Raw genomic sequence first — 24508 nt, 5'->3', positions numbered from 1 at the left:
GTTAATATAGTATGAAAAACATCTCCAGAATATTGATCGGCGCTTTATGCGGCCTGGGACTTATGCCGGCTGTGCATGCACAGCAACGCATTAACCGGGAACAATTGGTAAAGCGCCATAATGTGGTGGTCAATGCGATTGATTCGCTGTCGTCCTTATCGGTAGGCAATGGTAAGTTTGCCTACACCGTTGATGCCACGGGTATGCAAACCTTTCCCGAAAAATATGATAAAGGCGTGCCGCTGGGTACGCAATCTGAATGGGGCTGGCATAGCTTCAAGGATACAGTAGGTTATAAGTTCGAAGAATCATTAAAAACGTATACGCTTAACGGGCGCAAGGTTACTTATTCGGTGCAGTGGAATGATCCTAAACGCAATAAAGATGCATCTAACTGGTTCAGGCAAAATGTGCACCGGCTGCAGTTAGGTAATCTAGGGTTATGGCTTAGCAAAAAGAACGGTAGCCAGGCTACTGCCGCCGATATTCAGAACATCCGGCAAGAGTTAAACTTGTGGACCGGTGAAATTACCAGTTCTTTCACACTCGAAGGGGAGCCGGTTAAAGTAGTAACCGTATCGCACCAGCAGCAGGACGTGGTTTCGTTTAACATACAATCTGCCTTAATAGCACAGGGGCGCTTAAAAGTTAGGCTGCGTTTTCCTTTCCCAACCAATGAGTTCGCCGATGCCGGTACAAATTGGAAAAACGGCGGTAAGCACCAATCGTCCATTGTACAGGCGGTGGGGCAGCAGGCGGTCATCAAGCATCAGTTAGATACCAATAGCTATTTTACACAGCTAACTTGGAGTGGCCAGGCTTCGGTGGCCAGTGCTGCAACGCATGATTTTGTGCTGTCGCCTGCCGGAAAAAGCAACCAATTGCAGGTAAGCTGCCTGTTTACACCTAAGCGGCAGGCACTGGTACCAGCTTTTGGCGCCGTGCAAATCAATAGCGTACAAAGCTGGAAAGCTTTTTGGCAAAGTGGCGGCGCAATTGATTTCGCAGGGAGTACTGATCCTCGTGCGCATGAACTGGAGCGGCGTATCATCCTTTCGCAATACCTTACTAAAATACAATGTGCAGGCTCACAACCACCGCAGGAAACCGGCCTTACTTATAACAGCTGGTATGGCAAACCTCACTTAGAAATGCACTGGTGGCACGGTATTCATTTTGCCCTATGGGGAAGGCCCGAGTTGCTGGAAAAAAGTATGCAGTGGTATAATCATGTTTATGATAACGCCAGAGGTATAGCTAAAAGGCAGGGCTATGCCGGTGCGCGCTGGCAAAAAATGACCGACCCTGATGGTAATGAAAGTCCTTCATCGGTGGGTGCTTTTTTAATTTGGCAGCAACCACATTTTATCTACTTTGCCGAGCTGGCTTACCGTGCGCACCCTAACGCAAAAACCTTAAGCGCCTACAAAAAGTTGGTGCTAGCCACGGCCGATTTTATGGCCACCTATCCATATTACGAGAAAGATAAAGACCGTTATATTTTAGGCAAGGGGCTCATCCCAGCCCAAGAGCGCTATAACGCCGAAGAAACTTTTAATCCCACTTACGAACTGCAATACTGGTACTGGGCGCTCAATACCGCTCAGCAATGGCGCAAACGTTTGGGCCTGGCACCCGATAAAAAATATGCCGATGTGATGGCTAAGCTATCGGCCTTGCCCAAAGCCAATGGCGTTTACCTTGCTGCAGAGAGTGCGCCCGATTCATACAGCAATCCAAAATACAAAACGGATCATCCGTCGGTACTGGGCGCGCTGGGTATGACGCCTTATAATGATAGGCTGGATATGGATGCTATGCGCAGAACTTTTGACCTGGTTTGGGATACCTGGGACTGGAAAGATACCTGGGGCTGGGATTTCCCGATGGTGGCTATGACAGCAGCCCGCCTGGGTAACCCGAAAAGGGCTATTGATGGCTTATTTATGCCCATTAAAACCAATACCTACCTTATAAACGGGCATAATTACCAGGATGACAGGCTGCGCCTCTACCTACCCGGTAATGGCGGCTTGCTGGCTGCTGTGGCAAGTATGTGTGCTGGCTGGGATGGTAGTAAAGGCACTAACCCCGGTTTTCCTAAAGATGGAACCTGGAAGGTAAAATGGGAGGGCCTGAAGCCAATGCCGTAATTACGGTTGAGAAAATCAAATAAGAAAAGGGAGCCTGGCTCCCTTTTCTTATTTAACAGTGTAAGTTTTTACAGCTGCCACTGGTATGCCGGTACTGGTTATCCCTTGTACTATTACCCGTACGGTTGTTTTGTTGTCGGTATTAAAAAAAGTTATGGCGCTATGGCCGCTTGCATTAGTATTGCCGTTGGGCTCCCAATGTAAGGTAGCCCGTAAGTCTTGACGGCTGTCCGGAACCGATGGATTATAGGCGGGGCTGTAAAAAGTACGCGCTTCGTAATAGCCATTTACTGCGGCCTGCATAGCGCCTGGTTCAGGCGATCTTAGCGCTTGGGGTTTAAGGGTGATGTAAATGATAAAAACCACGCCTAAGTTTAAAGACGATGCACTGGCACCTGCCGGCCGGAGTGCGGCGGCAGTAGCGGCAGAGCCTTCGGTATTTGCAACTAATAAAGAGGGGCCGCCAATTGCTTTCTTTATAACAACCTTTTCAATGGCGGTTACAGGCAAATCGTAATAAGAGTTCGATATCAGGTCGATCACGTCATCCGGGTCATTCTCTGAAAACATGGCTTCCCGATTATTCAGTACAATACGTGGCGGAACTTTTTGGCCATCGGCCATAAAATAAAGTCGATTGGAGCTGGCATCTACGCGTGCTTGCTTAGAAGCAAACTGGATATAGTCGCGCAGGGTATTGTACCTGTAATCATCTTTGGTAACGGTAAGCACTTCATCTTTGTAACCAAAATCGGTAATGGTACGGTCGCGCAAAACTTGTTTGGGCTTGTTTTTTACTTCAACTTCTTTTAGCCGTATCAGGGTATCGCTCAGGCTGCGTTGCTTAGTTAGCGTTGCTTGCTTAAGCAGGGCCTCGGCCTTAGTTGCAGTAACCGCAGGGCTGTTTAAATCCGGAGATGTGTTCTTAATATCCGGATAATTGGCATTTAAGGAGTCTAAGGAAATAAGGCCGATTGACTTACCCTTAATATCCTTGGCATTTAGCCTTAAGCTTTGTGAGCCATACAGTTGCATGTTGTCGAAAAAGTACTTGCCCTGGGCGTTGGTTTGCGCCGAAAACAACCTGCCGTTAACTGCTTTAGGTGCAATTAGTGTTATGTTGGCGCCTGTTATTGGTGTGCCTTGTTTAGGCAGTTTAACGGACCCTGATAAACTGATGCCCTGTTCAGGAATATAGGCTATGCGCAGGGTGGTATCAGCCAGGCGTTTCCATATAAAGTCGCGCCAGCCGTGGGTTAGCAGGAGTAAGTCGAGCTGTTTTTGGCGCTGTACATTGGTGGTATCAAAATAACGGGCAGCGTGTTTAATAGTACCTCTAAGTTCTGATTGCAGCATTAAGTAAGCTATAATATTACTTTCATCAGCCGGTACGGTGGTTGCATCAACTGCTGTTAACGAAAAATGAGTCGGTACTGAATGGCCTTGGTTGTCAGTTGTGTTAATGTCTAAAACCACCTTTTCACGCTTTGTGTAATCTGGTTTATCGGTTTTAATCATAAGGTTGGCGTTTTGTTTGTTATCAATATACATTAGCCTTTCGCAGTTAGGTTTTTGTTCGCCGTCATACAAGGTAAGGCTGGCAATGCCAGCTGGTAACTGGCCGGAAGGAATAGCAATTACAGCCGTGTTGCCTTTGAGCTGAAAGCTTTGCTGGTAGGTAAGCCGGCCAAAGCTGCGGGCCTTAAGCGTTAAGGTTTGGGCTGTATATATAGGTATAGCCTTTTCATTACAGGTAATAACAGCGTATGTAGCGGTATCTTTTCGCAACACCTTTAAAGTAAGCCCGCTGCTTAGCGGTTTAGGAAAAACCGGCGGTAACACCTGCATGCCATTAAGTATCTTAACCTGATAGGTCTGGCCGGCAAATGGCAGCAGGGTAAATAGACCCATACCCAGGCTGTCGGTACTAAAATGCGCAACCGTATCGCCCTGTGATGATAAGATTGCACCCCGCAAACCTACGCCCTGCCCGTTCTGCATTTCGGCCTTAACTGCTATTATAGATCCTAAACCTTCTACCAGTGAGCCGCCTTCGGGCAAAAACTGGATGCGAGCTGTACCTGTTGCCTGGGTGGTGGTTTTAGCAGGGCTGTTTGTACTGATAATTGTTATAGGTTTTTCAAACACAAAGTTATCGCCAAAGTTGCGCATCCAATTGGTATAAGCCCTGAGCCGGTAGCTGCCTGCTGCTAAGGAATCGCGCAGTTTAAAGTCGCCTTTGCCCAAGCCTTCTGTCAGAGCAATAATTTCGCGGGCAGCTATTTTGTTGGCCGGGGTAATAAGCTCAACATAAAGGTTTTTGCTGGTGTTTAGCGGTTGGTTAGTTTGTGCATTTAGCAGGTAAGCTTTAAACCAAATATCGTCTCCAGGGGCATAAAGTTGCCTGTCTGTATGCAGGTAAACTTTTTCAAAAAACAGTTTTACCTCCTTTTGAGGCCCTTGGTTTTGTGCAAACACAGGCAGGACAGTTACCCATAGCAGTGCAAAGGCAACACAGTTGATAATTCTTTTCACGTGAAATTAATTTTCTTTTAAAAGAAGGGTTTATTGGTTATTGATATGGCAATTTAAACAAGTTTCGCTTAATCAATTTTGTAAAAATCGGAAATCAAGGATAGTGCAGGATGGTTTGTCAACATTAAGTCAATAATTTTATTGACTGATAATATCGTATACCTCCCCGCTAATATCGTATACTGTAGTATCAATACCAATTATTAAACCCAAAATATGGAAAAACTTTTACTTACCAACTTCATGGCTTTGTGCACAGCTGATTTTCATACGTCAGTTTGACACTTAATTACAAGCGGTTAGCTTCTCTAACCGCTCATGCTTTATACCACATTCCAATTAATTAAATCTAACTGTAATTAGATTCTTTATGATGTATAAATTACTCAAAAATTTATCTGTTTTATTTTGTGCTGTTGTTTTTTTCGGGAGCTGTCGGAAAGAAAAGGAGGAATTTTACGAACGTCCTGAAAACCTGGCGCCTCCTATTTATCAAGTGCTGGCTTCGAAGGGAAACTTTACTACCTTACTGGCTGTCATTGATAAATCGGGCTATAAAAATACCTTAAGCAACGCGGGTTACTGGACACTTTTTGCACCTAACGATGCCGCTTTTCAGAAGTATTTTTCTGAAAAGAATACCTCACTTGCTGCAATGGATTCTGTTACTGCGCGTAAGATTGTTACTTACTGCCTGGTATATAACGCTTTTCAAACCAATCACATAGCTGATTTTCAGTCAACTGCGCAACCAGTAGGTTGGGTGGCTAATGCAGCTTACAAACGCCGTACCGCATATTACGATGGTTTTTATACCGGTACTGGCCCCGACGGTGCAAACACTACACTTTTAAGCAGCAACCGTAACGGCTCATACCTGCTTAATGATAACAACAATAAGCACATCCCGTATTTCTATTCGACTTACATGACGGCTCGCAACCTTACCGAGAGTGATTACAAGTACTTTTTTCCAAACAGTACTTATAACGGCTTCAATGTGGTTGATGCGCAGGTATTAAGCAGAGACATTTTAGCTGAAAACGGTGTAATACACGAGATTGACCGCGTGGTGCTGCCATTACCAAACCTGGAAGACCAACTGGCCAGTAACCCTCAGTATAGCCTGTACAAGCGTATACTGGAAAGGTTTATGGTTACCTATGCAACCAGCAACGATATTAACAATCGTTACCGTATCCTTACCGGTAAGTCAAACAACGTATATGTTAAGTTTTATAGCCCAACGCTGGCTTTTTCGCCTAATAACGAAAACTTCCTGAAAACGCAGGAAAACGATGCTCAATCTGACGGGTATACGATGTTCATACCTACTAACGATGTGCTTTATAAATATCTGAATGATGTAGTGCTTGAGTTTTTTAAAACCACGCCTAATCAGCAGTTAAGCAACGCCGAGATTGATGCTTTGGTTAATACATTGCCGCCGAACATTGTTACCGATCTGCTAAATGCGCACTTGTTCCAAACTACAGTATGGCCTTCAAAGTTTACGGCTACGGCCAACTTTCTTAACGAGCCGGCCCGGTTTAATTTGAATACCGACATTATAGACAGGAAATTTTGCAGCAACGGTATATTCTACGGTACCAATCAGCCGCAAAGAACCAACGTGTTCAGTACTGTTTTTGCCAGGGCTTATCTTGATCCACGCAACTATTCTATTATGACTACGCTGCTTAATAACGGTTTGCGTACTGTTGTATCTAATCCAAATTTAAAATATACCATATTCATGATGCCTGATGCGGCATTACGTGCAGCCGGGTACAACTACGATGCTGCTACAACAACATACAGCTATACGTCTAATGGCGCAACAACCACTGGTAACGGCGTGCGCGATCAATTGTTGAGAATATTACAGCTAAGCATTGTGCCAACGCCTAATAATGAACTGGATAATTTATCCGGAAACGGTATAATAGAAACGGTTAACGGCGAGTATATACGCTGGGATAATAATATAATATCATCAGGCGGCACGGTAGAGAAAGGGCTTACCTTCAGAGCGGTTGATTCAAAACCTTACGTTAATGGCAAAGTATATTATTTAGACAATAACGGGTTGCTGTTTTATCCTGAGAAAACGATTCCGCAGGAAATTTTATTCAACAATGCAGATAACAGCTCTTCACCTTATTATGCATTTTATCAATACCTTAAAAATTCTCAAATCTACAATGCGGTAACTCAGGATATTACTGGCTTAACTGTAGGCGCAAGCTACACCGTACTTATACCAACTAATGCAGCCATTTCACAAGCTGTGCGAGACGGTATTTTACCGGGTACCATAGCTACAGGTGTGCCCAATTTTACCCCAAGTTTATCAACCGATAAAGACAAGGTATCCAGGTTTATTTTATATCACATCATTAATGGCTTAACCATTGCGCCCGATGGTAAAAAATCTCCTAACGGAACAGCACAACCAACTGTGCTGCGCGATGGTAACGGTAACGTGGTAAACGTATCTGTATTTAACCAGCCCAACAACTTACGGATTCAGGATAATTTTGGGCGTTCGGCTACGGTGTTACCGGCAAGCAGCAGCAACACTCCTGGCCAAATAACCAGTAATTACCTCGGTAACCGTACACTGTTTCACCTAATTAATAACTATTTACAATACACTTATTAAGACCTGGCTTTACACATGAGAAATATTTATAATGCTATTTTTTTTACAGTATTAGCATGTTGCTTGGTTACTGTAATAAATGTACATGCCCAAACAGCCGAAAAGATTTTGATCAAGGGACGGGTTACCGACTCGAGAGATAAATTGCCTGTTGTTGGTGCCACTGTTGTTGAACAGGACAAAGACGGCCGTACCATCAGCGGTCAGGCTACAGATATTGACGGTAACTTTGTACTCAAAGTAACTGATGTATCACACAAGATAGTGATATCCACCATCGGCTATAAAAGCCGTACTTTAGAAATAGGTACCCGCCGTATAATTAACGTTACGCTGGAATCAAACGCGCGCGCACTAACCGATGTTGTGGTAACTGCCCGCCCGCCGGTTAACAATGGTACCGGCTTAGTGATTGATAAGCGCGACCAAACCACCTCCACCGTTACCTTAAATGCAAAGGATGTGGAAGAATTGCAGGCCACTAGTATTGACCAGGCTATACAAGGCCGTTTACCCGGTGTGGATATCATTGCCAACTCAGGTGACCCGGGTGCTGGTATGTCTATCAAAATCAGGGGTACATCCACGCTGAATGGTAATACCAACCCGCTTATTGTGGTTGATGGTGTGCCATTTCAAACTACTATCCCCAATGGCTTTAACTTTAGCACGGCAGATCAAACCCAATATGCCGACTTGTTGAGTATTGCTCCGTCTGACATTAAAGATATATCGATACTTAAAGATGCTGCCGCCACGGCAGTTTGGGGTGCGCAGGCTGCTAACGGTGTTTTAATTATTACAACCAAGCGTGGCCAGAAAGGTCCGCCGATTATTAGCTATACCTTTAAAGGTACTATGTCTGCGCAGCCATCGCCAATACCGCTGCTTACCGGCGATCAGTATTCTACTTTTATTCCGGAAATGTATATGAACGTGGCTGGTGTGCCATTGCCTACCAGCATACGCGAATTTGCTTATGATTTGCAGGATCCGTACTCTAAAAATTATAGCCAAAATACCGACTGGCTAAAAACGCTTACCCGCACCGGTTATCTTACCGATAACAACCTTTCCATATCGGGTGGTGGCGATAAAGCCCGTTACTTTGCATCAGTAGGGTATAACGGCCAAACAGGTACTACATTGGGTACAGGTTTTTCGCGTCTAAACACCCGTTTGAATCTGGATTACATTGTATCAAGCAAAATCAGGTTCACTACTTATATTTCTTACGCCCATAACGTTACCGATTATAACTACGCTACTGCAAATAACGGTACCGGCTCAGATGCGGTACGTAATATTGCAACCATTCGTATGCCTAACATGAGCGTATATGAGTATAACGATGCTGGTATATTAACACCCAACTTTTTCTCACCAGCCTCTAACATACAAGGCGCTTACAGCCCGCCGGCCAACTCTAATACAGTTACGTTTTACAACCCGCTGGCTATGGCCGTTGCTGCTAAAAATACATCAGCAACCGACCGTATCATCCCGCACTTTAACTTAACTTACAACATCATTCCGGATGTGCTCAATTTGAACGGCGATATCGTTTTTGATATCTCTAACGGCAGGCAAACCCGCTTTTTGCCACAAATTGCAACGGGCCGTCCGTTTACAGAAACTTCGGTTAACCGGGCTGGAAGCTCCGATTACGATACCTACTCGGTTGCATCAAAAACCAACTTGATTTTTACGCCGCGGTTAAACGAAAAACATTCATTTACCGGTCTGATCTCTGTACAAACCAGTGATGTTAAATCGGTAACCCAATCGCAGTTAATTGCCGGTACTGCATCAGCGTATCTGCAGGATCCTTCGGTTCCGGGCCGCTTAAGCAACTCCGATTTAACCAAGGGGTTTGCTTCGGGAGTTGAACAAACCCGGTGGGTGGCAGCTTTAATTAACGGTCAGTACAAGTATCTGGACCGTTACATTATCAACGTAGCTTTACGTGGTGAGGGTAACTCTAACTTCGGTGCCGACAGGCGTTATGGTCTGTTCCCTTCCATCTCTGCCCGTTACCGCCTTTCAGGTGAAAAGTTCATGAAGCGGTTTGAAAATTTCCTGGATGAGTTTAGCTTCAGGGGTGGTATAGGTCGAAGCGGCCGTGCACCTTCAGACCCTTACTTATTTTACAACAATTATGTAAGCACGGGTTCGAGTTACTTAGGCCAGGCCGGTTTGTATTCTAACAATATTCAGTTGGATAACCTTCGCTGGGAACAGCTTACAGGTATCGATGCCGGTGTAAACATCATTCTGTTTAAACAAAGGCTTAACATTGACCTGGGGTTTTACAAGAACCGCACCCGCGATTTATTTGTAGACAAACTGAACCTTCCAAGTACAACCGGTTATGCTAACCTGCCGTACAACGTAGGTACCATTGATAACCAAGGTTACGAACTGAACATCCTGAGTACGCCTATTAAGACCAGAGACTGGTTAGTTGATTTTAACTTTAACATATCGCAAAATATAAATGCAGTTAAAGAAATATCACCTTTATATGCAACCTCGGATGGTAACGTTTCCCGAAACGGAGATTATTTGCAGCTGTTGCAGGTGAACAACCCGTTGGGCTCGTTTTATGGTTACAAGTTTGCCGGTGTTTACAAGGATGCTGAGTCTACCATTGCGCGTGATGGCAACGGTAATAAGATCATCAGCCCTAACGGTACACCGGTGCAAATGCGCTTCAACTATCCGGCTACCGATTACCTGTTTCAGCCTGGCGATGCCGTTTATGAAGACATCAACCACGATGGTAACATTAACTACCAGGACGTAGTTTACCTAGGTAACGGTAACCCTAAATTTACAGGTGGTTTTGGCCCAAGCATTACCTGGAGAGGCAGTATTAAGTTGAATGCTTTCTTCTCATTCCGTACAGGCGGGCAGGTTATTAACCAAACCAAAATGCTTACCACCAATATGTACTCGTTTAATAACCAAAGTACTGCCGTACTCAGAAGATGGCGTACTCCTGGCGATGAAACCGACATGCCGCGCGCCGTATATCAAACCGGTTACAACTGGTTAGGTTCATCGCGCTACGTGGAGGATGGTTCCTTTATGCGTTTCCGTTCCATTACAGCACGCTATACTTTCAACAAAAAGTTAGTAAACCGTTTAAAGCTAAAAAACTTGAGCGCCTATATAACAGCAGAAAACCTGGCCACCTTCACCAAATATACTGGTCAGGATCCGGAAGTATCACTGAGAGGTACGGGTATATTCCAATTGGCAAAGGATGACAGCGCTACGCCGCCATTAAAACTTTACACCTTAGGTTTATCAGCATCATTCTAATATACTGCAACATGTTTAAAAGAAATATATACAAAGCAATACTGATTACCATTATGACGGTATCAGCAACCTCGTGCAACAAGTACCTGGAATTGCGGCCGCAAGACGGTATCACACGTGATAAGTTCTGGCAAACTAAAGAACAGCTTTCTTCTGCAATTGTAGCGCTGTACAATGCCATGGGTAGCACTACCTCACAATTTTTTATATGGGGTGAGCTAAGAGGAGATATGGTTATACCGGGCCTTAACGCCAGCCAGGACGATATCAACATGGTGGCCGATAATATTTTGCCTACCAATAGCATAACCAACTGGAATAATTTTTACCGCGCAATTAACTTGTGCAATAACGTGCTTGATTTTGGTCCGGGCGTTATTGAGCGCGATAATACCCTAAGCCGCGAACAGTTGAACGTTTACTTATCTGAAGCATTAACCATCCGGGCGCTATTGTATTTTTATCTGGCGCGTACCTTTAGTGATGTGCCGCTTAAACTAACCTCAACTTCGTCTGATTCTGACTTGGGGCAGATATCAAAAAGCTCGCAAGCCGAAATTTTGAATCAGATTGTTTCCGATTTAAATAAGGCCGAAGGTTATGCAACGGTAAATTTTGGAACTGTAGCTTCTGATAAAGGCCGTGTAACCAAATATGCAGTAAATGCCCTGCAGGCAGACGTATACTTGTGGATGGAAAAGTATGCCGATTGTATTACGGCATGTGATAAGATTATCAACTCAAACCGGTATGCACTGGTTGCGGGCGATGCAGGCTGGTTTAATGCACTGTATGTACAAGGCAACTCGGCTGAAGGAATATTTGAGCTGCAGTTTGACAACCAGTTCCTGAACCCTTTTTATACCATGTTTAACCTGCCGTTGCGTTACAAAGCGCCGGCTGATGTTATAGATAATTTTTGGGGGTTAGATGATGTTGACCCGATAAATGTTAAGGATATACGCGGTGTTGATGCCTCCGTACGCCAGTCTGACCAGTACATTTACAAGTACCTGGGCCTATCGCCAACTACGGTGCGCTCTACCGATAACTCTTACGCACACTGGATTTTTTACCGATATGCCGATATATTGCTAATGAAAGCCGAGGCGTGTGCCAACTCGGGCCGCGGTCAGGAAACCGTGAACCTGGTTGCTCAGATACGTACCCGTGCCAAGGCTTTGCCAAAATCGGCTCCTGTTACGCCACCTGCAGTAACTGATATTAATGGATTAAATGATTACGTACTGCAAGAACGTGCACTTGAACTGGCTTATGAAGGCAAACGTTGGTTTGACTTGCTGCGCCATGCTAAACGGAACAATTATGCACGTTTGGAGATTCTATTATCAGCACTCAGCAGAGTTATACCGGCCGATGCACAACAGTCAGCCCTGAACAAGCTGCGTGATAAGAATAACCATTACCTGCCTATTTACCAAAACGAGATACAACTTAACCCTAACCTTGTTCAGAACCCTTTTTACAGATAGTTCTTTAACAGCAAAAGCAAAAAGATTATGAAAAAAATATTCGAACGTGTTTACCTGGTGCTAATTGGATTAGGTATTACTGCACTAATGGGTTTAAATGGATGTAAACGCGAAGCGCTTACGTATACCACAAGCAGTACGGTTAATATGTACACGTATTTGGGCCAAAACCCCGATTACTCATTATTTAAGCAAATAATTGATAAAGCCGGGTACGCAAGCTTTTTAGATGCATACGGGGCGTATACCTTGTTTGCAGCTAACAACGCTGGTGTAAATGCCTACCTTAAGGCAACCAATAAAGCCAGTGTTGATGCCATTGATGCCGAAACAGCAAAGAAGATTGTATCGGTTAGTTTGATAGCCGATACTTTAACATCGAGTGCCTTTAAAGATGGCCGGCTGCGTACTGCAACCCAAACAGGCCAGTACTTAATTACCGGTGCCCGTAACATTAACGGCGAAACCAAAGTGGTAATTAACAAGCAAGCGAACTATGTCACCGGCAATATCCGTGCAGGCAATGGTATCATTCATATTATTGATAACGTGCTGGTGCCATCTGATTTAACGCTGGCTAAAACGGTGGAGCAAAACAGCAAGTATTCCATATTTACTGCTGCACTTAAGGCTACAGGATTTTATGATACCTTAAATGTGGCATCATCAGCCAATACAAACCCAACCCGCAGATTGCTTACGTTAATGGCCGAAACAGATAGCGCTTTTAGGGCCAGTGGCATTGCTGATTTTAATGCGCTTAAAGCTAAATTTTCAACCAAAAATGATCCTAAAGATCATGCCGACAGCTTGTGGCTGTTTTGCGCTTACCGCGTATGGCCTGAGCTGGCTTACCTGTCTGATATTGCTACCTCAACAGCACATGCTACTTTAGCGCCGCTTGAGATTACTACCAGCCAGTTAAGCGGGCAAACTGTGTTATTGAACAACGATACCTTTAACGGCGTGCTGGAGCCTGGCTTTGCACTCGACCGCCCTAATAGTGATATAACGGCTACCAATGGTGTTTTGCACCGGGTTTTAGGTACTTATAAAATTAAGGTTCGTTTCCCTACAGCGGTTTATTTTGATGTGGCCGACCAGCCCGAAATTAGAAGATCTGGTTTCTATCGGGTACCGGGTCAAACTAACAAAGTATTTGCTTACAATGCACTTTCTGAAGTAACGCTGCTTGGTGCGGCAGATATGAACAACAACGCTTTATTTTACAATACAACTCCTGCCACCCCGGGTTCTGCCGATTACTATTTCGGTAACGATTGGGTTCAGATAGGTAACCGCTTCAGAAACGGTGCTAACGCATCCAACGTTTCATCGGCTACGTTTACTACGCCTGTAATTGTGAGGGGCCGTTATAAAGTATGGGTGGATATTAAACGCAATGGTAATAACCAAAACATACCCGTAGCATTTGATGGCCAAACTTTGCCAAACCTGGTTAACACTGCTGATGCATTAAGCACAACTGAAACCGAGGCACAAGCCGAGGCCCGCGGATTTAAAAACTATTCAGAATCAGATGTAACTGTTGCTGCCAACCACGTAGGCCGTTTGGTAGGTATTATAAATGTAACGGTAACCGGCCGGCATAAAATCACCTTTACCTCAACAGCACAATCGGGCGATGCCAGAACCTTCCTGCTCGACGCAATTGAGTTCAGACCGGTAGATATGAATCAGCTGCGTCCGAAACTGGGCAGAAGCGGTGCATTGATACCTTAGTAGAGGAAGGTCATATTTTATACACTAATCGAATTTATCAGAAGAATGAATAGTTTCAAGAATAGATATATAATCGCGATACTACTGCTTACCACTGTTTTTTACGCTTGTAAAAAGCAATGGGACGATCGCACCGAAGCTGTAGACCAGCAATTGGACAAGACAGTAATGCAACAGATACAGGAGAATGGTAACCTAAGCACTTTTGCCGGTTACCTTACCAGGCTGGGTTATGATAAACTGCTAGCCAGTTCAAGAACCTATACCGTTTGGGCACCTACCAACCAGGCGCTGCAAGGCGTTGATCAGGCTACTGTTAGTGATACAGCCAAACTGCGCGTGTTTGTAAACAATCATATTGCCAATCAGGTGTATTTAACAACTGCGCCCAAGCCGTCCTTACGGGTGCGCACGTTAGGCGGCAAAAACTTAACATTTACCACCGGCATGGTCGAAGAGGCTAATATTACTGTGGCTAACCAGTATGTAAAAAACGGGGTAGTACATACCATTGATAAGGCGCTGCCACCAAAAATGAATATTTCTGAATTCATCAGAAGTTTGAACGGTGTGGCCGATCTTCATAGGAACTACATTACACGGCAGGATACTAATTTCATCGACACATCTAAAGCTACTATACAAAGCTATGATCCTAAAACCGGTAAGCCTGTTCTGGTTCCGGGAACGGGTGTAGTTAACCTGAATAAGTACTTTACACGGGTGGCCAGTTTAGCCAACGAAGACAGTACTTATACTTACTTCGTATTAACGGATGCTGCTTTAAATACTGAGCTCGATAAAGTGGTAAAATATTTTGCCACTGTAACCAACTCAACAGATACTACACGTAACATGCTGGCTTCTTTTAACATATTGAAGGATGTTGCTGTTAGAGGCGCAATAGCTGAAGCTAACTTGCCTGCAACTGGGCTTATGTCTGTAAATAACGTGCCCATACCGGTTAACAAAGCTGCTATTGTGCAACGTTACAGCGCCAGCAACGGTATGGTGTATGTAATTAGCAGCATGCCATTTGCCCTTGCCGATAAAATTACACCGATTGTAATTCAGGGAGAGAATCCGAGCTTTTTTGCACGTACAGATGCAAATTCGTTCACGTTTTACCGTAGCCGCCGCGATCTTCAGGGTCAGGTGTTCCGTGATATTTTACTGGGAACCAATGCTAACTTCCCGGCTAACTTTTTTGCAGCTTACAAGCTTAACAATTTGTATACCTGCCAGTATAAAATTGTTGTACGGGCCAGTAATGATGTCTTTACTACCGCTACCGATATTGTAGAGAGTTTCAATTTTGGCCAAACTACGGCAGCAGTACTGGGCGCAAACGGAACCATTACGCCTAATGCGGTGGTAAACTTTCCGGCACAACGCATGGGGCCGGTTAGCCTTACCAAGTACGAAGAAATACCGTTGCCTACACCGGCTAACAGGAGCGCTACCAGTACGCTTACCCCGCCTACCAATATTGCAGGAGGCAATCCAACCACAACAGCAACGGCAGCCAATACCATTACTTTAACATCGGGTAATCTTAACGTGTTAAAACGGACATCGGTAAATATGTATGTAGTGGGTGCTAACGCCACGGGTGCAAACAACAATAACATAACTTTTGATTACGTAAAACTGATACCTATTTTACAATAACGACCAACCTTAACTATGCAAAATTTTACTAAATCATTAGGTTTACTGCTCCTTTTATGCCTTTTAGGAGGTGTAAAAGCTCATGCGCAGGAAACAGATAGCGTATCAGTGGTGCGGCTTGCAGATAGTATTGCCCGTTATAAAGCCGACTCTACTTTGAGGGCAAAGGGACCTAAAATAAGCGGTGTTATAAAAGATGCAGCCACCAAAAGGCCGGTATCCGGTATCAACATTGGTGTGCCGTTGTACTCATCAGCTATTAGTGATGAAAACGGCCGTTTTACCATAAACCTGCCTAATCTTGATGTTGTGCTTACCGTAGGCGGACAAGGATACCAGGAAAAACAAGTACCTATCAAAGGCCGTAGTGTGCTGCCGGATATTTATCTTTTTGAAGGCTCCTACAGTTCAGTTTATGATGTTGCACGTATGCCGTTCGGGCAGGTTCCGCAAAGTCAGCTGTCAACTGCAGTATCGGCTGTAAATACATTTGGCTCGTGGGAAACATCCTCGCTCGAAACGCCCGACAGTTATTTGCAGGGTAAAGTAGCCGGCTTGGATGTGGTACGCCGTTCAGGAACGCCTAACGTAGGCGCCAATTTGTTTTTGAGAGGCTATAACTCCTTGTTTGGCGGCAATGCGCCGCTGGTATTAGTTGATGGTATGATATACGATACTTACCGTTACGGAAGTTCGTTAATAAGCGGCCATGTTCATAACCCGTTCAGTAACCTTGACCTGCGTGATGTAGACAGCTATACGATATTAAAAGATGCTTCGGCAAGTATATATGGTACAAAAGGTGCCAATGGTGTAATTTTAATTAACACCAACAGCAACCCCGAACTGGCTACAAAAATTGACTTGGGCATTTATAGCGGTTATAATTATGTTCCTTCCAGCTTCCGTTTGCCTATTATGCAAGCTGGTGACTATCGCACTTATCTGTCAGATCTGTTGCGTACAAGTAACTTGACTTCGGCTCAGATTGCGGCACAACCTTATTTTAACGATAACCCCAGCAGCCCCAACTATTACGTTTACCATAACGATACCGACTGGCAAAAACAAGCATTCAAAAACGGTTATAACCAAAACTATAACCTGCGTGTATCAGGTGGAGATGATATAGCCAGGTATGTGCTTTCTGTAGGTTATACCGGTAACAAGGGCATCTCTCCCATGACCGATTTAACCAAAGTGGGTACACGCTTCAACGCCGATTTAAATATTAGCCGTAAGCTTACTGCAAAGGCCAATTTGTCTTTCGAGTATAATGAGCAGAACCTGCGCGACGAGGGTTTGTCTAATACCACTAATCCATTATTCCTTAGTTTAACCAAATCACCTTTTCTGCGTACCAATGATGTGAACGCAGCGGGTATTCAATCGCCTAACCTGGCCGATGTTGATATTTTTAACATAGGTAACCCGATTGCGCTTATTCAAAATTCACGTGCGCTTAACCGCAATTACCGGTTTTTTGGTAACATTAGTTTTAAATATCAAATCAGCCGGTATCTGGCCGCTCAAACGCTCATCGGTATTACTACCGATAAGGTTCGTGAAAGCACTTTCATTCCGCGGGCTGGCGTAGCTAACGATACTACAGCTACTATGGTAATTGATAGTCGTTTAGGTAGCCAAACACAGCGTTTATACAGTTTGTATAACGATACCTATGTTTCGTACAACCGCACATTTAACAGAATTCATACCCTGGGTGTTTATTTAGGCACCCGCTTTACCCACTTCACCAGTAATTATAATGTTGACAGAAGCTACAACTCAGCTATTGATCAGCTGATTACTGTAGGTAACGGTGTGGCAACCAGCCGTACCGTTGGTGGCGATATAGGTAAATACCGCTGGTTAAATAATTATTTAAGTGCTAATTACCAGTTGTACAACAAATACATTTTTGGCTTTAATTTAACTGCCGATGCCTCTTCCCGCTTCGGTACCGAGGCCGACGGAATATCGTTGGGTGGTGTGAAAATGGCCCTATTGCCATCTGCGTCAGCCGCTTGGGTGGTATCGTCAGAAAAATTTATGGCCAATCTTAACTTTATAGAAATGCTGAAGTTAAGAGCTAGCTACGGCTTAACCGGTAATGATGACATTGGTAACTATGCTGCCCGCCAGTATTACATATCACAAAACCTTTTAGGTTTGCAAGGTTTAGTAAGAGCTAACATCGGAAATCCTGCCCTGCAATGGGAAGTTGGTAAAAAACTGGACATTGGCGTGGACGCATCGTTCTTTCAGGAGCGTTTAAGCATTACGGCTGATGTATTCAGAAACACCACTACCAACATGATTACCCGTGAACCAATCACTACAGCCGGAGGTTTGGCCTTTGCCGTTACTAACAACAGCGGTATGCGTACCAATGGTGTAGAGCTATCCGTTAACGGCCGCATTATCAGCAAAGCTGACCTGAAATGGGATGTAGGCTTTAATGTTGCTGCTTACCGTAATAAAATCACCAGCTTGCCTTCTCCAATCAGAACGCAGTATGCCGGCGGTACAATCTTAACCCAGGTTGGCCTGCCTGCCGGAGTATTCTACGGATATAAAACCAATGGTGTTTACACTACAAATGCGCAGGCGGTTACTGTCGGCATGTCTTACCGTGATGCTCAGGGTAACCTGATAGCTCAGCAGGGAGGTGACGTTCGTTTTGTAGATGTGAACGGCGATAAAATTATTGATGCGCAAGATATGCAGGTAATTGGTAATCCTAACCCCGATTATGTAGGCGGTATAACTACCGGCGTTATATATAAACGCTTTACGGTAAACGCTTTGTTAACCTTTAGCAAAGGCAACCAGTTGTACAATTATACGCGTCGTCAAATTGAGTCGCAAAGTAATTTCAACAACCAATCTTTAGCTATCAATAACCGTTGGAGAGCCGATGGTCAGGTTACCAATATTCCGAGAGCCTCTTACGGTGATCCGAGCGGTAATGCAACATTCTCTGATCGTTGGATAGAAGACGGATCTTACCTGCGCCTGCGTACTATATCTGTAAGCTACGATGTAAACCTGAGAAAGGCCAGATTCCCTAAATATGTTAAGGTTTATGCCACCGGTAACAACATCATCACCTTTACCAAGTATTTGGGTTATGATCCGGAGTTTGCAGCCAGCGAAAACGTGCTGCTGCGTGGTGTGGATACAACACTGGAGCCACAGTTCAGAACAGTACAATTAGGTGTGCGCATAGGTATATAGTTTAAGTTGACTTATAAGTATTATGAAAAGATATTCGTATAAATTTGTTTATAGAATTTTACTGGCCAGTTGCCTGGTTACTGCATTTTCCTGCAAAAAGCTGGTTGATGTAAAACCCGAAGACCAAGTAGATATAACCAATCATTTCCAGAACGTATATGATGCCAATGCAGCGGTTATTGGTATCTATGGCCAGCTGCAAGGCATCGCCGATCGGTACATTGTATTGAACGAGTTGCGTGCCGATTTAATGAGCCCTACAATGAATGCCGACCAGTACCTGAGGCAGCTGAACACGCATACGGTAACCGAAGATAACCCCTGGGCCGATCCAAAACCGTTTTACCGCATTATTATGAACTGTAATGATGCTTTGGCCAACTTTGATATCATGTTGAAGGATGCTAAGTTAACACAGCGCGATTATGACGAACGTTATGCTGACGTTAACGCAGTTAGAGCCTTTTTATACCTGCAACTGGGTATACACTGGGGTAACGTACCCTACGTTACCGACCCATTGGCTACGGTCGACGCGTTGAAAGATGCAGCCAAGTTTCCGAAAACTAATTTTAATGATCTGCTGGATAAACTAATAGCTTCAATGGCAAACCGTAATCTTGATGATTATGCGGCTGCCAATGCTACAGGTGCAACCAATACCTCATTAAACACAACGGTTGATGGCTACCCAACCAACTTGTTTTTTGTAAATAAACGTTGCTTGTTAGGCGATTTGTACTTATGGAGAGGCAGATACAGAGAAGCTTCTACCATGTATAAATATGTGACCGAGACCGGCTACCGTGCTGCTGGTGGTGCTAACGACGCCAGCTTCTGGCAGTACAAGCCCAATTATAGCCGTTTCTTGATCACTTATACCAAAGCAGGTGACGAAAACACTTTAATAGACGATAATACCAACAACAACGGGTGGAGAGGCATTTTTGCAGCTACTACGCAAGGTACTGAAACCAGCTCGGAATGGATATGGACAATACCTTTCGACCGGAACTTTGCACCTGTAAATCCATTTATCGATTTGTTTTCTAACCAGGGTGGGCGTTATTTGCTTACCGCATCAGGCTTGGCTCTTGATAACTGGAATTCTCAAACCCAAAGTAACGGCTTTGCCGGTGATGCGCGTGGCCGTATCTCTGTAAGAACCATAAACGGGCAGCCGGTAATTGCTAAACAGTTGTATTACTACCTCAATAATGCCTTAATACCTACCAATATTTTACAAAAGCAAGGCCGCTGGTTGCTTTACCGCGCTGCCACGCTTAATCTGCATTTTGCCGAGGCCGCTTGCCGCGACAATCAGGTTCAAGTTGCCTATGCTTTAACCAGTGTAGGTTTCGCCACAGTATATAATAGTATATACCCGGGTACGGGCACTGTACCGGCCGATAAAACAAACCTGCAGCAAACGCTTTTGCCAGCGCCTTATGATATTGATGCACGTAATGGCGATGTTCCTTATTACAGGGGGCCATGGCACAGGCAGATAGGCACACGCAGCCGCGCTAATTTGCCTGCGTTAAATCCCAATCTATATCAGCCGACTCCAAATGTACCAGGTATGGAAGATGCTATTATAGCCGAAGATGCTGCAGAACTGGCTTTTGAAGGCCAGCGCTGGGGAGACCTGCTGCGCGTAGCCCTTCGTCGTAACGATCCTAACTATTTGGCCAGTAAAGTGGCTGCCAAACTGAGCCGCGATGGTAATGCTGCTGCTGGCGCTACTGCACAGTCCAAACTGTCAAGTATAGCCGGATTGTATCTGCCATTTAAACTTTAAATTATTACGCACTTGAAAGGCAGCTTCATTTTTTAACGAAGCTGCCTTTTTTGTTTTAGAGCAGGCATGTATACAGTTTAACCTATTACTTATTATGTATTGCATTAAAATACGGTTCCGGTTTTGAAACGCGCTTCAGCTAAAATTTAATAAATCACCTCATGAAAATATTTTTAAACAAAGCCTTAAAGCTCACGCTGATAATTACAGTATGTGTTACAGCAACTGCCTTTGCTCAGCGCCAAATGGAGTACCTAAACAGGGGCTTGGTTGCCGTAAACCAAGGTGGGGGCAGTGTATTTTTAAGTTGGCGTATGCTGGGCACCGAGCCCGATAATGTAACTTATAACCTTTATCATAAAGCGGGCGGCAAGCCGGCCGTAAAAGTGAATGCCAAACCCTTAGCCGCGGCTACCAGCTATACCCAGCAAAAGGTAGACAGTACCGTTGCCAACAGCTGGTTTGTAAAGGCAATCATCAACGGTAAAGAAGAGGCTGCCGGAAATACCTATACCCTTAATGCAAATGCACCGGCCCAGGCTTACTGGAATTTGCCGCTCAAAAACCCCAAAGGTTATATTCCCAACGATGCTTCAGTAGGCGATTTAGATGGGGATGGGCAATACGAAATCATACTGCACCAAACCGGTCGAGGACGCGATAACTCATCGGCAGGTATAACCGACCCACCTGTTTTTCAGGCGTACAAATTGGACGGTACCTTACTTTGGGAAATTAACCTGGGACATAATATCAGGGAAGGCGCGCATTATACTCAGTTTATGGTGTATGACCTGGATGGAGACGGCATTGCCGAACTGGCCTGTAAAACGGCCGATGGTACCGTTGACGGTAAGGGCAAAGTAATTGGCGACAGCACCAAGCGTTATGCCAACGCGCAAGGCCGCATACTGGATGGCCCCGAGTACTTTACCATATTTGATGGCCGCACAGGCGCTGCTTTAGCCACTACCGATTACATACCTGCCCGTGGCAACATTGGCGGCTGGGGTGGCCGCGGGGGCAATGGCGGTAATGATAACAGCGGTAACCGTGTCGATCGTTTTTTGGCTTGCGTGGCCTATCTGGATGGTATGCATCCCAGCGTAATAATGTGCCGCGGCTATTACGGCCGTACAGTACTGGCCGCGTGGGATTGGCGCGGCGGTAAGCTTACCTCGCGCTGGGTTTTTGACACTAAAGATGGGGCTAACCCTTACTCGGGCATGGGTAATCATAATTTAACTGTTGCTGATGTAGACGCCGACGGTAAGGATGAGATAGTGTACGGTTCTATGTGTGTGGATGATAACGGTAAAGGCTTGTATACAACTGGCCTGCGCCACGGCGATGCTGTGCACGTGAGCGATATGGATCCTTCGCGCCCTGGCCTGGAGGTTTTTGGTGTGCACGAAATTGAAGAAAAAACCAAAGGAGCAGGCAGTGCTATGTATGATGCCCGCACGGGCGAAATACTTTGGCAGGGCGATCCGGATATGGACGTAGGTCGTGGCATGTCGGCAGACATTGACCCTCGCTATGCTGGTGTGGAACAGTGGGGTGGCGCCGAAGGCTTGAAGACCGCAAAAGGAGAAAAAATAGGCGCAGCTCCACGCACTGTAAACTTTGGTATTTGGTGGGATGGTGACCTGCTACGCGAACTGTTGGACGGGAACCGTATCATGAAATGGGATTACCAAAACAGTAAAATAGATAATTTGCTGGTGGCTGATGGTTATCAGTCCAATAATGGTTCAAAATCGACTCCAACCCTAAGCGCCGACCTGTTTGGCGACTGGCGGGAGGAAGTAATATTGCGTGCTGCCGATAACCAAAGCCTGCGCATTTACACCACCACTATTCCAACCCAATATAAATTTCGTACACTAATGCACGATCCACAGTATCGTTTAAGTATTGCCTGGCAAAACGTAGGTTATAATCAGCCCCCGTACACCAGTTTCTTTTTAGGTAATGGTATGAAAGCGCCCGTTAAACCTAATATCGTGATACTGAAAAGTAAGTAAACCAGTTAAACAAGTAGTGAAGTAAGGCATAAACTTTTTGAGGAAGCGCTTTATCAACAGGCTTTTAGAATAGGACAGGGGCGTCTGTAAAAATGACGCCCTTATAATTTTATCAGGTTCTTATTTAAACGCTTAATTACGGCCGATTCCTTGTCTGCCTTTAAGGTAAATATCACCAGCCCATTTTGCGCTTTGATTCCATACAGGGCAGTATTTTCTATTTGGTTGGTTTTGACATGCATTTTTTCTACTTCTTCTTGCTGAAGAAGTTCAACCGACAGTAACTGATACGTCTTATGCTTAGTATGGATAATATACAAAGGCCCGAGTGGAGTTATAGTGCCAAAGCAGGGCCCTATTCCTGTGCGTTTAACAGAATCTGCCGACGCCACTGAGGTTTGCGCCATGCCTACGTTTTCTAAGGCTGCAATAAATAACACAGACGATAAGAATGCTTTCATATCACAAAATGCTTATTATACAAAAGTACCGGCCTATTGTTAACTGAATATAACGTACGTATTGGCTTTAAATAATAAGCTTAGCCTTTGCTTCAACAACAGTGCCTTAGCCGCCATCGCCATAGGCCAATATGATTAATATCGTTCCTAATCCATTTGAATCAGCAACATATGGAAAAGTGCCTGGGTTTGTAATGTTAACTTTAGTAAAAGTAAATCAGGGGTACGTTGTGTAAGTGAAAGAACGTATGCGACGCCAATAAGCTGCTTGTTAAAGATTCAACGTTCCTCAAACTGGCAAGTTGGACGACTGACTCAAATGATCGCTTCGAGGCATGCGAGCTTTAGACCGATCAGTTACCCACTGCTGCATGTACCTGGCTGATGAATTCAGCAGGTTGATCTATACTCATCATTATACTGTGGCTCATAATGGACTTGTGATAAAGCCGCTCAATACATACTGGTTGGTTAAAGGTTATCAGCAGATTGGCACTGCTTTTAATGACGCCCCCTTTGAAGCAAACACTGTATGACTGCTCGTATTCCTTAACCTGCCGGATAGCTTTAATATTCTGAATTTCGGTTTGTGCACGCCAGCGAATGCCTGTACGCAGCAATAACTGGTTATCTAATATAATTACCGGACTTTTCAGGATAGCAGAAAAATCGCTGATGATGAACATTATTCCGTATACGCTAATAAATGAGAGGACTATCGCGGCTTTATAACTGTATTGCAACACTACCAGGTGCACGGCCACCAACTCAATAATTCCAACAAATAAAAAAACGCCAAATAAAGCTGCATAGCCTGAATTGCGATGGGTGGTAAAATATTGAGCATTTGAAGGCAAATTAGTTGGCCTTTTCCAGCATAGTAATCCAAACCGAACAACTGTTAGCTCCGCAGCCAGCAATTTAACAGGTAGGCTGTTGCCCAGTACATGAATTAAACTTTGCCGTAAATGGTGAGCACTGTCAGGCATTTGGGTTTGCAGTGCCTGGTAATAGCGGCGTATCTTTGAAATTTGGGTAGAGGCATAAATAATAATGCCCAGTTCGAGCACGAAGGTAAGTTTGCGTAGCTGTAAAATATATTGCCGCTGATGCGGCGGCAATAACAGATAGGCCGCGCCACAACAGCAACTAAATACAAGCAGTAAACTTCGTTTTCGCAACCGAAGCGGCCTGATGAGCAGGAAGTAATAAGCAATGGGAAAAGTAATGATCATATCGGCCAACAAGCCTGTAGCTACTATATCATGCCTCGCAGCTGATGCATGATGCAACAAGTACAAGCCACCCAACAGTATACTTAAGCCGGCTAGAATAGTATAACCTGCATTCTTAACAAAGTGCAAACCTACAAACAGCATAACCTGCAATTAT

The 24508-nt window shown here is 44.6% G+C and carries 12 protein-coding genes; 9 read left to right on the top strand and 3 right to left on the bottom strand.

Features of this window, described 5'->3' with window-relative positions:
- Positions 1–11: 11 nt before the first annotated feature.
- Positions 12–2153 carry a hypothetical protein gene (locus tag ABDD94_RS20565; RefSeq protein ID WP_345953804.1) on the top strand — a complete coding sequence of 714 codons (2142 nt, stop codon included), beginning with the start codon at positions 12–14 and terminating at the stop codon, positions 2151–2153.
- A gap of 48 nt (positions 2154–2201) precedes the next feature.
- On the opposite strand, the gene ABDD94_RS20560 is transcribed toward ABDD94_RS20565, so the two are convergent.
- Positions 2202–4688 carry an MG2 domain-containing protein gene (locus tag ABDD94_RS20560; protein WP_345953802.1) on the bottom strand — a complete coding sequence of 829 codons (2487 nt, stop codon included), beginning with the start codon at positions 4686–4688 and terminating at the stop codon, positions 2202–2204.
- Positions 4689–5058: 370 nt separating this feature from the next.
- Here ABDD94_RS20560 and ABDD94_RS20555 point away from each other — a divergent pair, with 370 nt between their 5' ends.
- The 8 genes from ABDD94_RS20555 to ABDD94_RS20520 all read left to right on the top strand — a co-directional run bounded on the left by ABDD94_RS20555 (position 5059) and on the right by ABDD94_RS20520 (position 22655).
- The gene (locus tag ABDD94_RS20555) at positions 5059–7353 is read left to right on the top strand and encodes a fasciclin domain-containing protein (protein WP_345953801.1); all 2295 of its coding nucleotides are present in this window, start codon (positions 5059–5061) and stop codon (positions 7351–7353) included.
- Between the two features lie 15 nt (positions 7354–7368).
- Complete coding sequence (locus ABDD94_RS20550) at positions 7369–10680, top strand: SusC/RagA family TonB-linked outer membrane protein (protein WP_345953800.1); 3312 nt, start codon at positions 7369–7371, stop codon at positions 10678–10680.
- 11 nt (positions 10681–10691) lie between these two features.
- Positions 10692–12173: a RagB/SusD family nutrient uptake outer membrane protein gene (locus ABDD94_RS20545; protein ID WP_345953799.1), complete on the top strand. Its 1482-nt coding sequence runs from the start codon at positions 10692–10694 to the stop codon at positions 12171–12173.
- A 27-nt stretch (positions 12174–12200) separates the two neighbouring features.
- Positions 12201–13916 (top strand): fasciclin domain-containing protein, encoded by a 1716-nt coding sequence (locus tag ABDD94_RS20540; protein ID WP_345953798.1) that lies wholly within the window; start codon positions 12201–12203, stop codon positions 13914–13916.
- 45 nt (positions 13917–13961) lie between these two features.
- Positions 13962–15587, top strand: coding sequence for a fasciclin domain-containing protein (locus tag ABDD94_RS20535; RefSeq protein ID WP_345953797.1), 1626 nt, complete (start codon positions 13962–13964; stop codon positions 15585–15587).
- Between the two features lie 15 nt (positions 15588–15602).
- Positions 15603–18827: a SusC/RagA family TonB-linked outer membrane protein gene (locus ABDD94_RS20530; protein ID WP_345953796.1), complete on the top strand. Its 3225-nt coding sequence runs from the start codon at positions 15603–15605 to the stop codon at positions 18825–18827.
- 22 nt (positions 18828–18849) lie between these two features.
- Complete coding sequence (locus ABDD94_RS20525) at positions 18850–20628, top strand: RagB/SusD family nutrient uptake outer membrane protein (RefSeq protein WP_345953795.1); 1779 nt, start codon at positions 18850–18852, stop codon at positions 20626–20628.
- A 161-nt stretch (positions 20629–20789) separates the two neighbouring features.
- Positions 20790–22655, top strand: coding sequence for a rhamnogalacturonan lyase (locus ABDD94_RS20520; RefSeq protein WP_345953794.1), 1866 nt, complete (start codon positions 20790–20792; stop codon positions 22653–22655).
- Between the two features lie 101 nt (positions 22656–22756).
- On the opposite strand, the gene ABDD94_RS20515 is transcribed toward ABDD94_RS20520, so the two are convergent.
- Together ABDD94_RS20515 and ABDD94_RS20510 are read right to left on the bottom strand one after the other, a co-directional pair.
- Positions 22757–23116 carry a hypothetical protein gene (locus ABDD94_RS20515; protein ID WP_345953793.1) on the bottom strand — a complete coding sequence of 120 codons (360 nt, stop codon included), beginning with the start codon at positions 23114–23116 and terminating at the stop codon, positions 22757–22759.
- A gap of 353 nt (positions 23117–23469) precedes the next feature.
- Entirely contained in the window at positions 23470–24495 is a 1026-nt protein-coding gene (locus ABDD94_RS20510) for a hypothetical protein (RefSeq protein ID WP_345953792.1), read from the bottom strand.
- Positions 24496–24508: the final 13 nt, after the last annotated feature.

Origin of the sequence: Mucilaginibacter sp. PAMB04168 (genome assembly GCF_039634365.2) — a bacterium.
Taxonomy (GTDB): domain Bacteria; phylum Bacteroidota; class Bacteroidia; order Sphingobacteriales; family Sphingobacteriaceae; genus Mucilaginibacter.
Note: the sequence above shows the minus strand (reverse complement) of the source record. Positions and strands in the feature narration are given on the sequence as shown.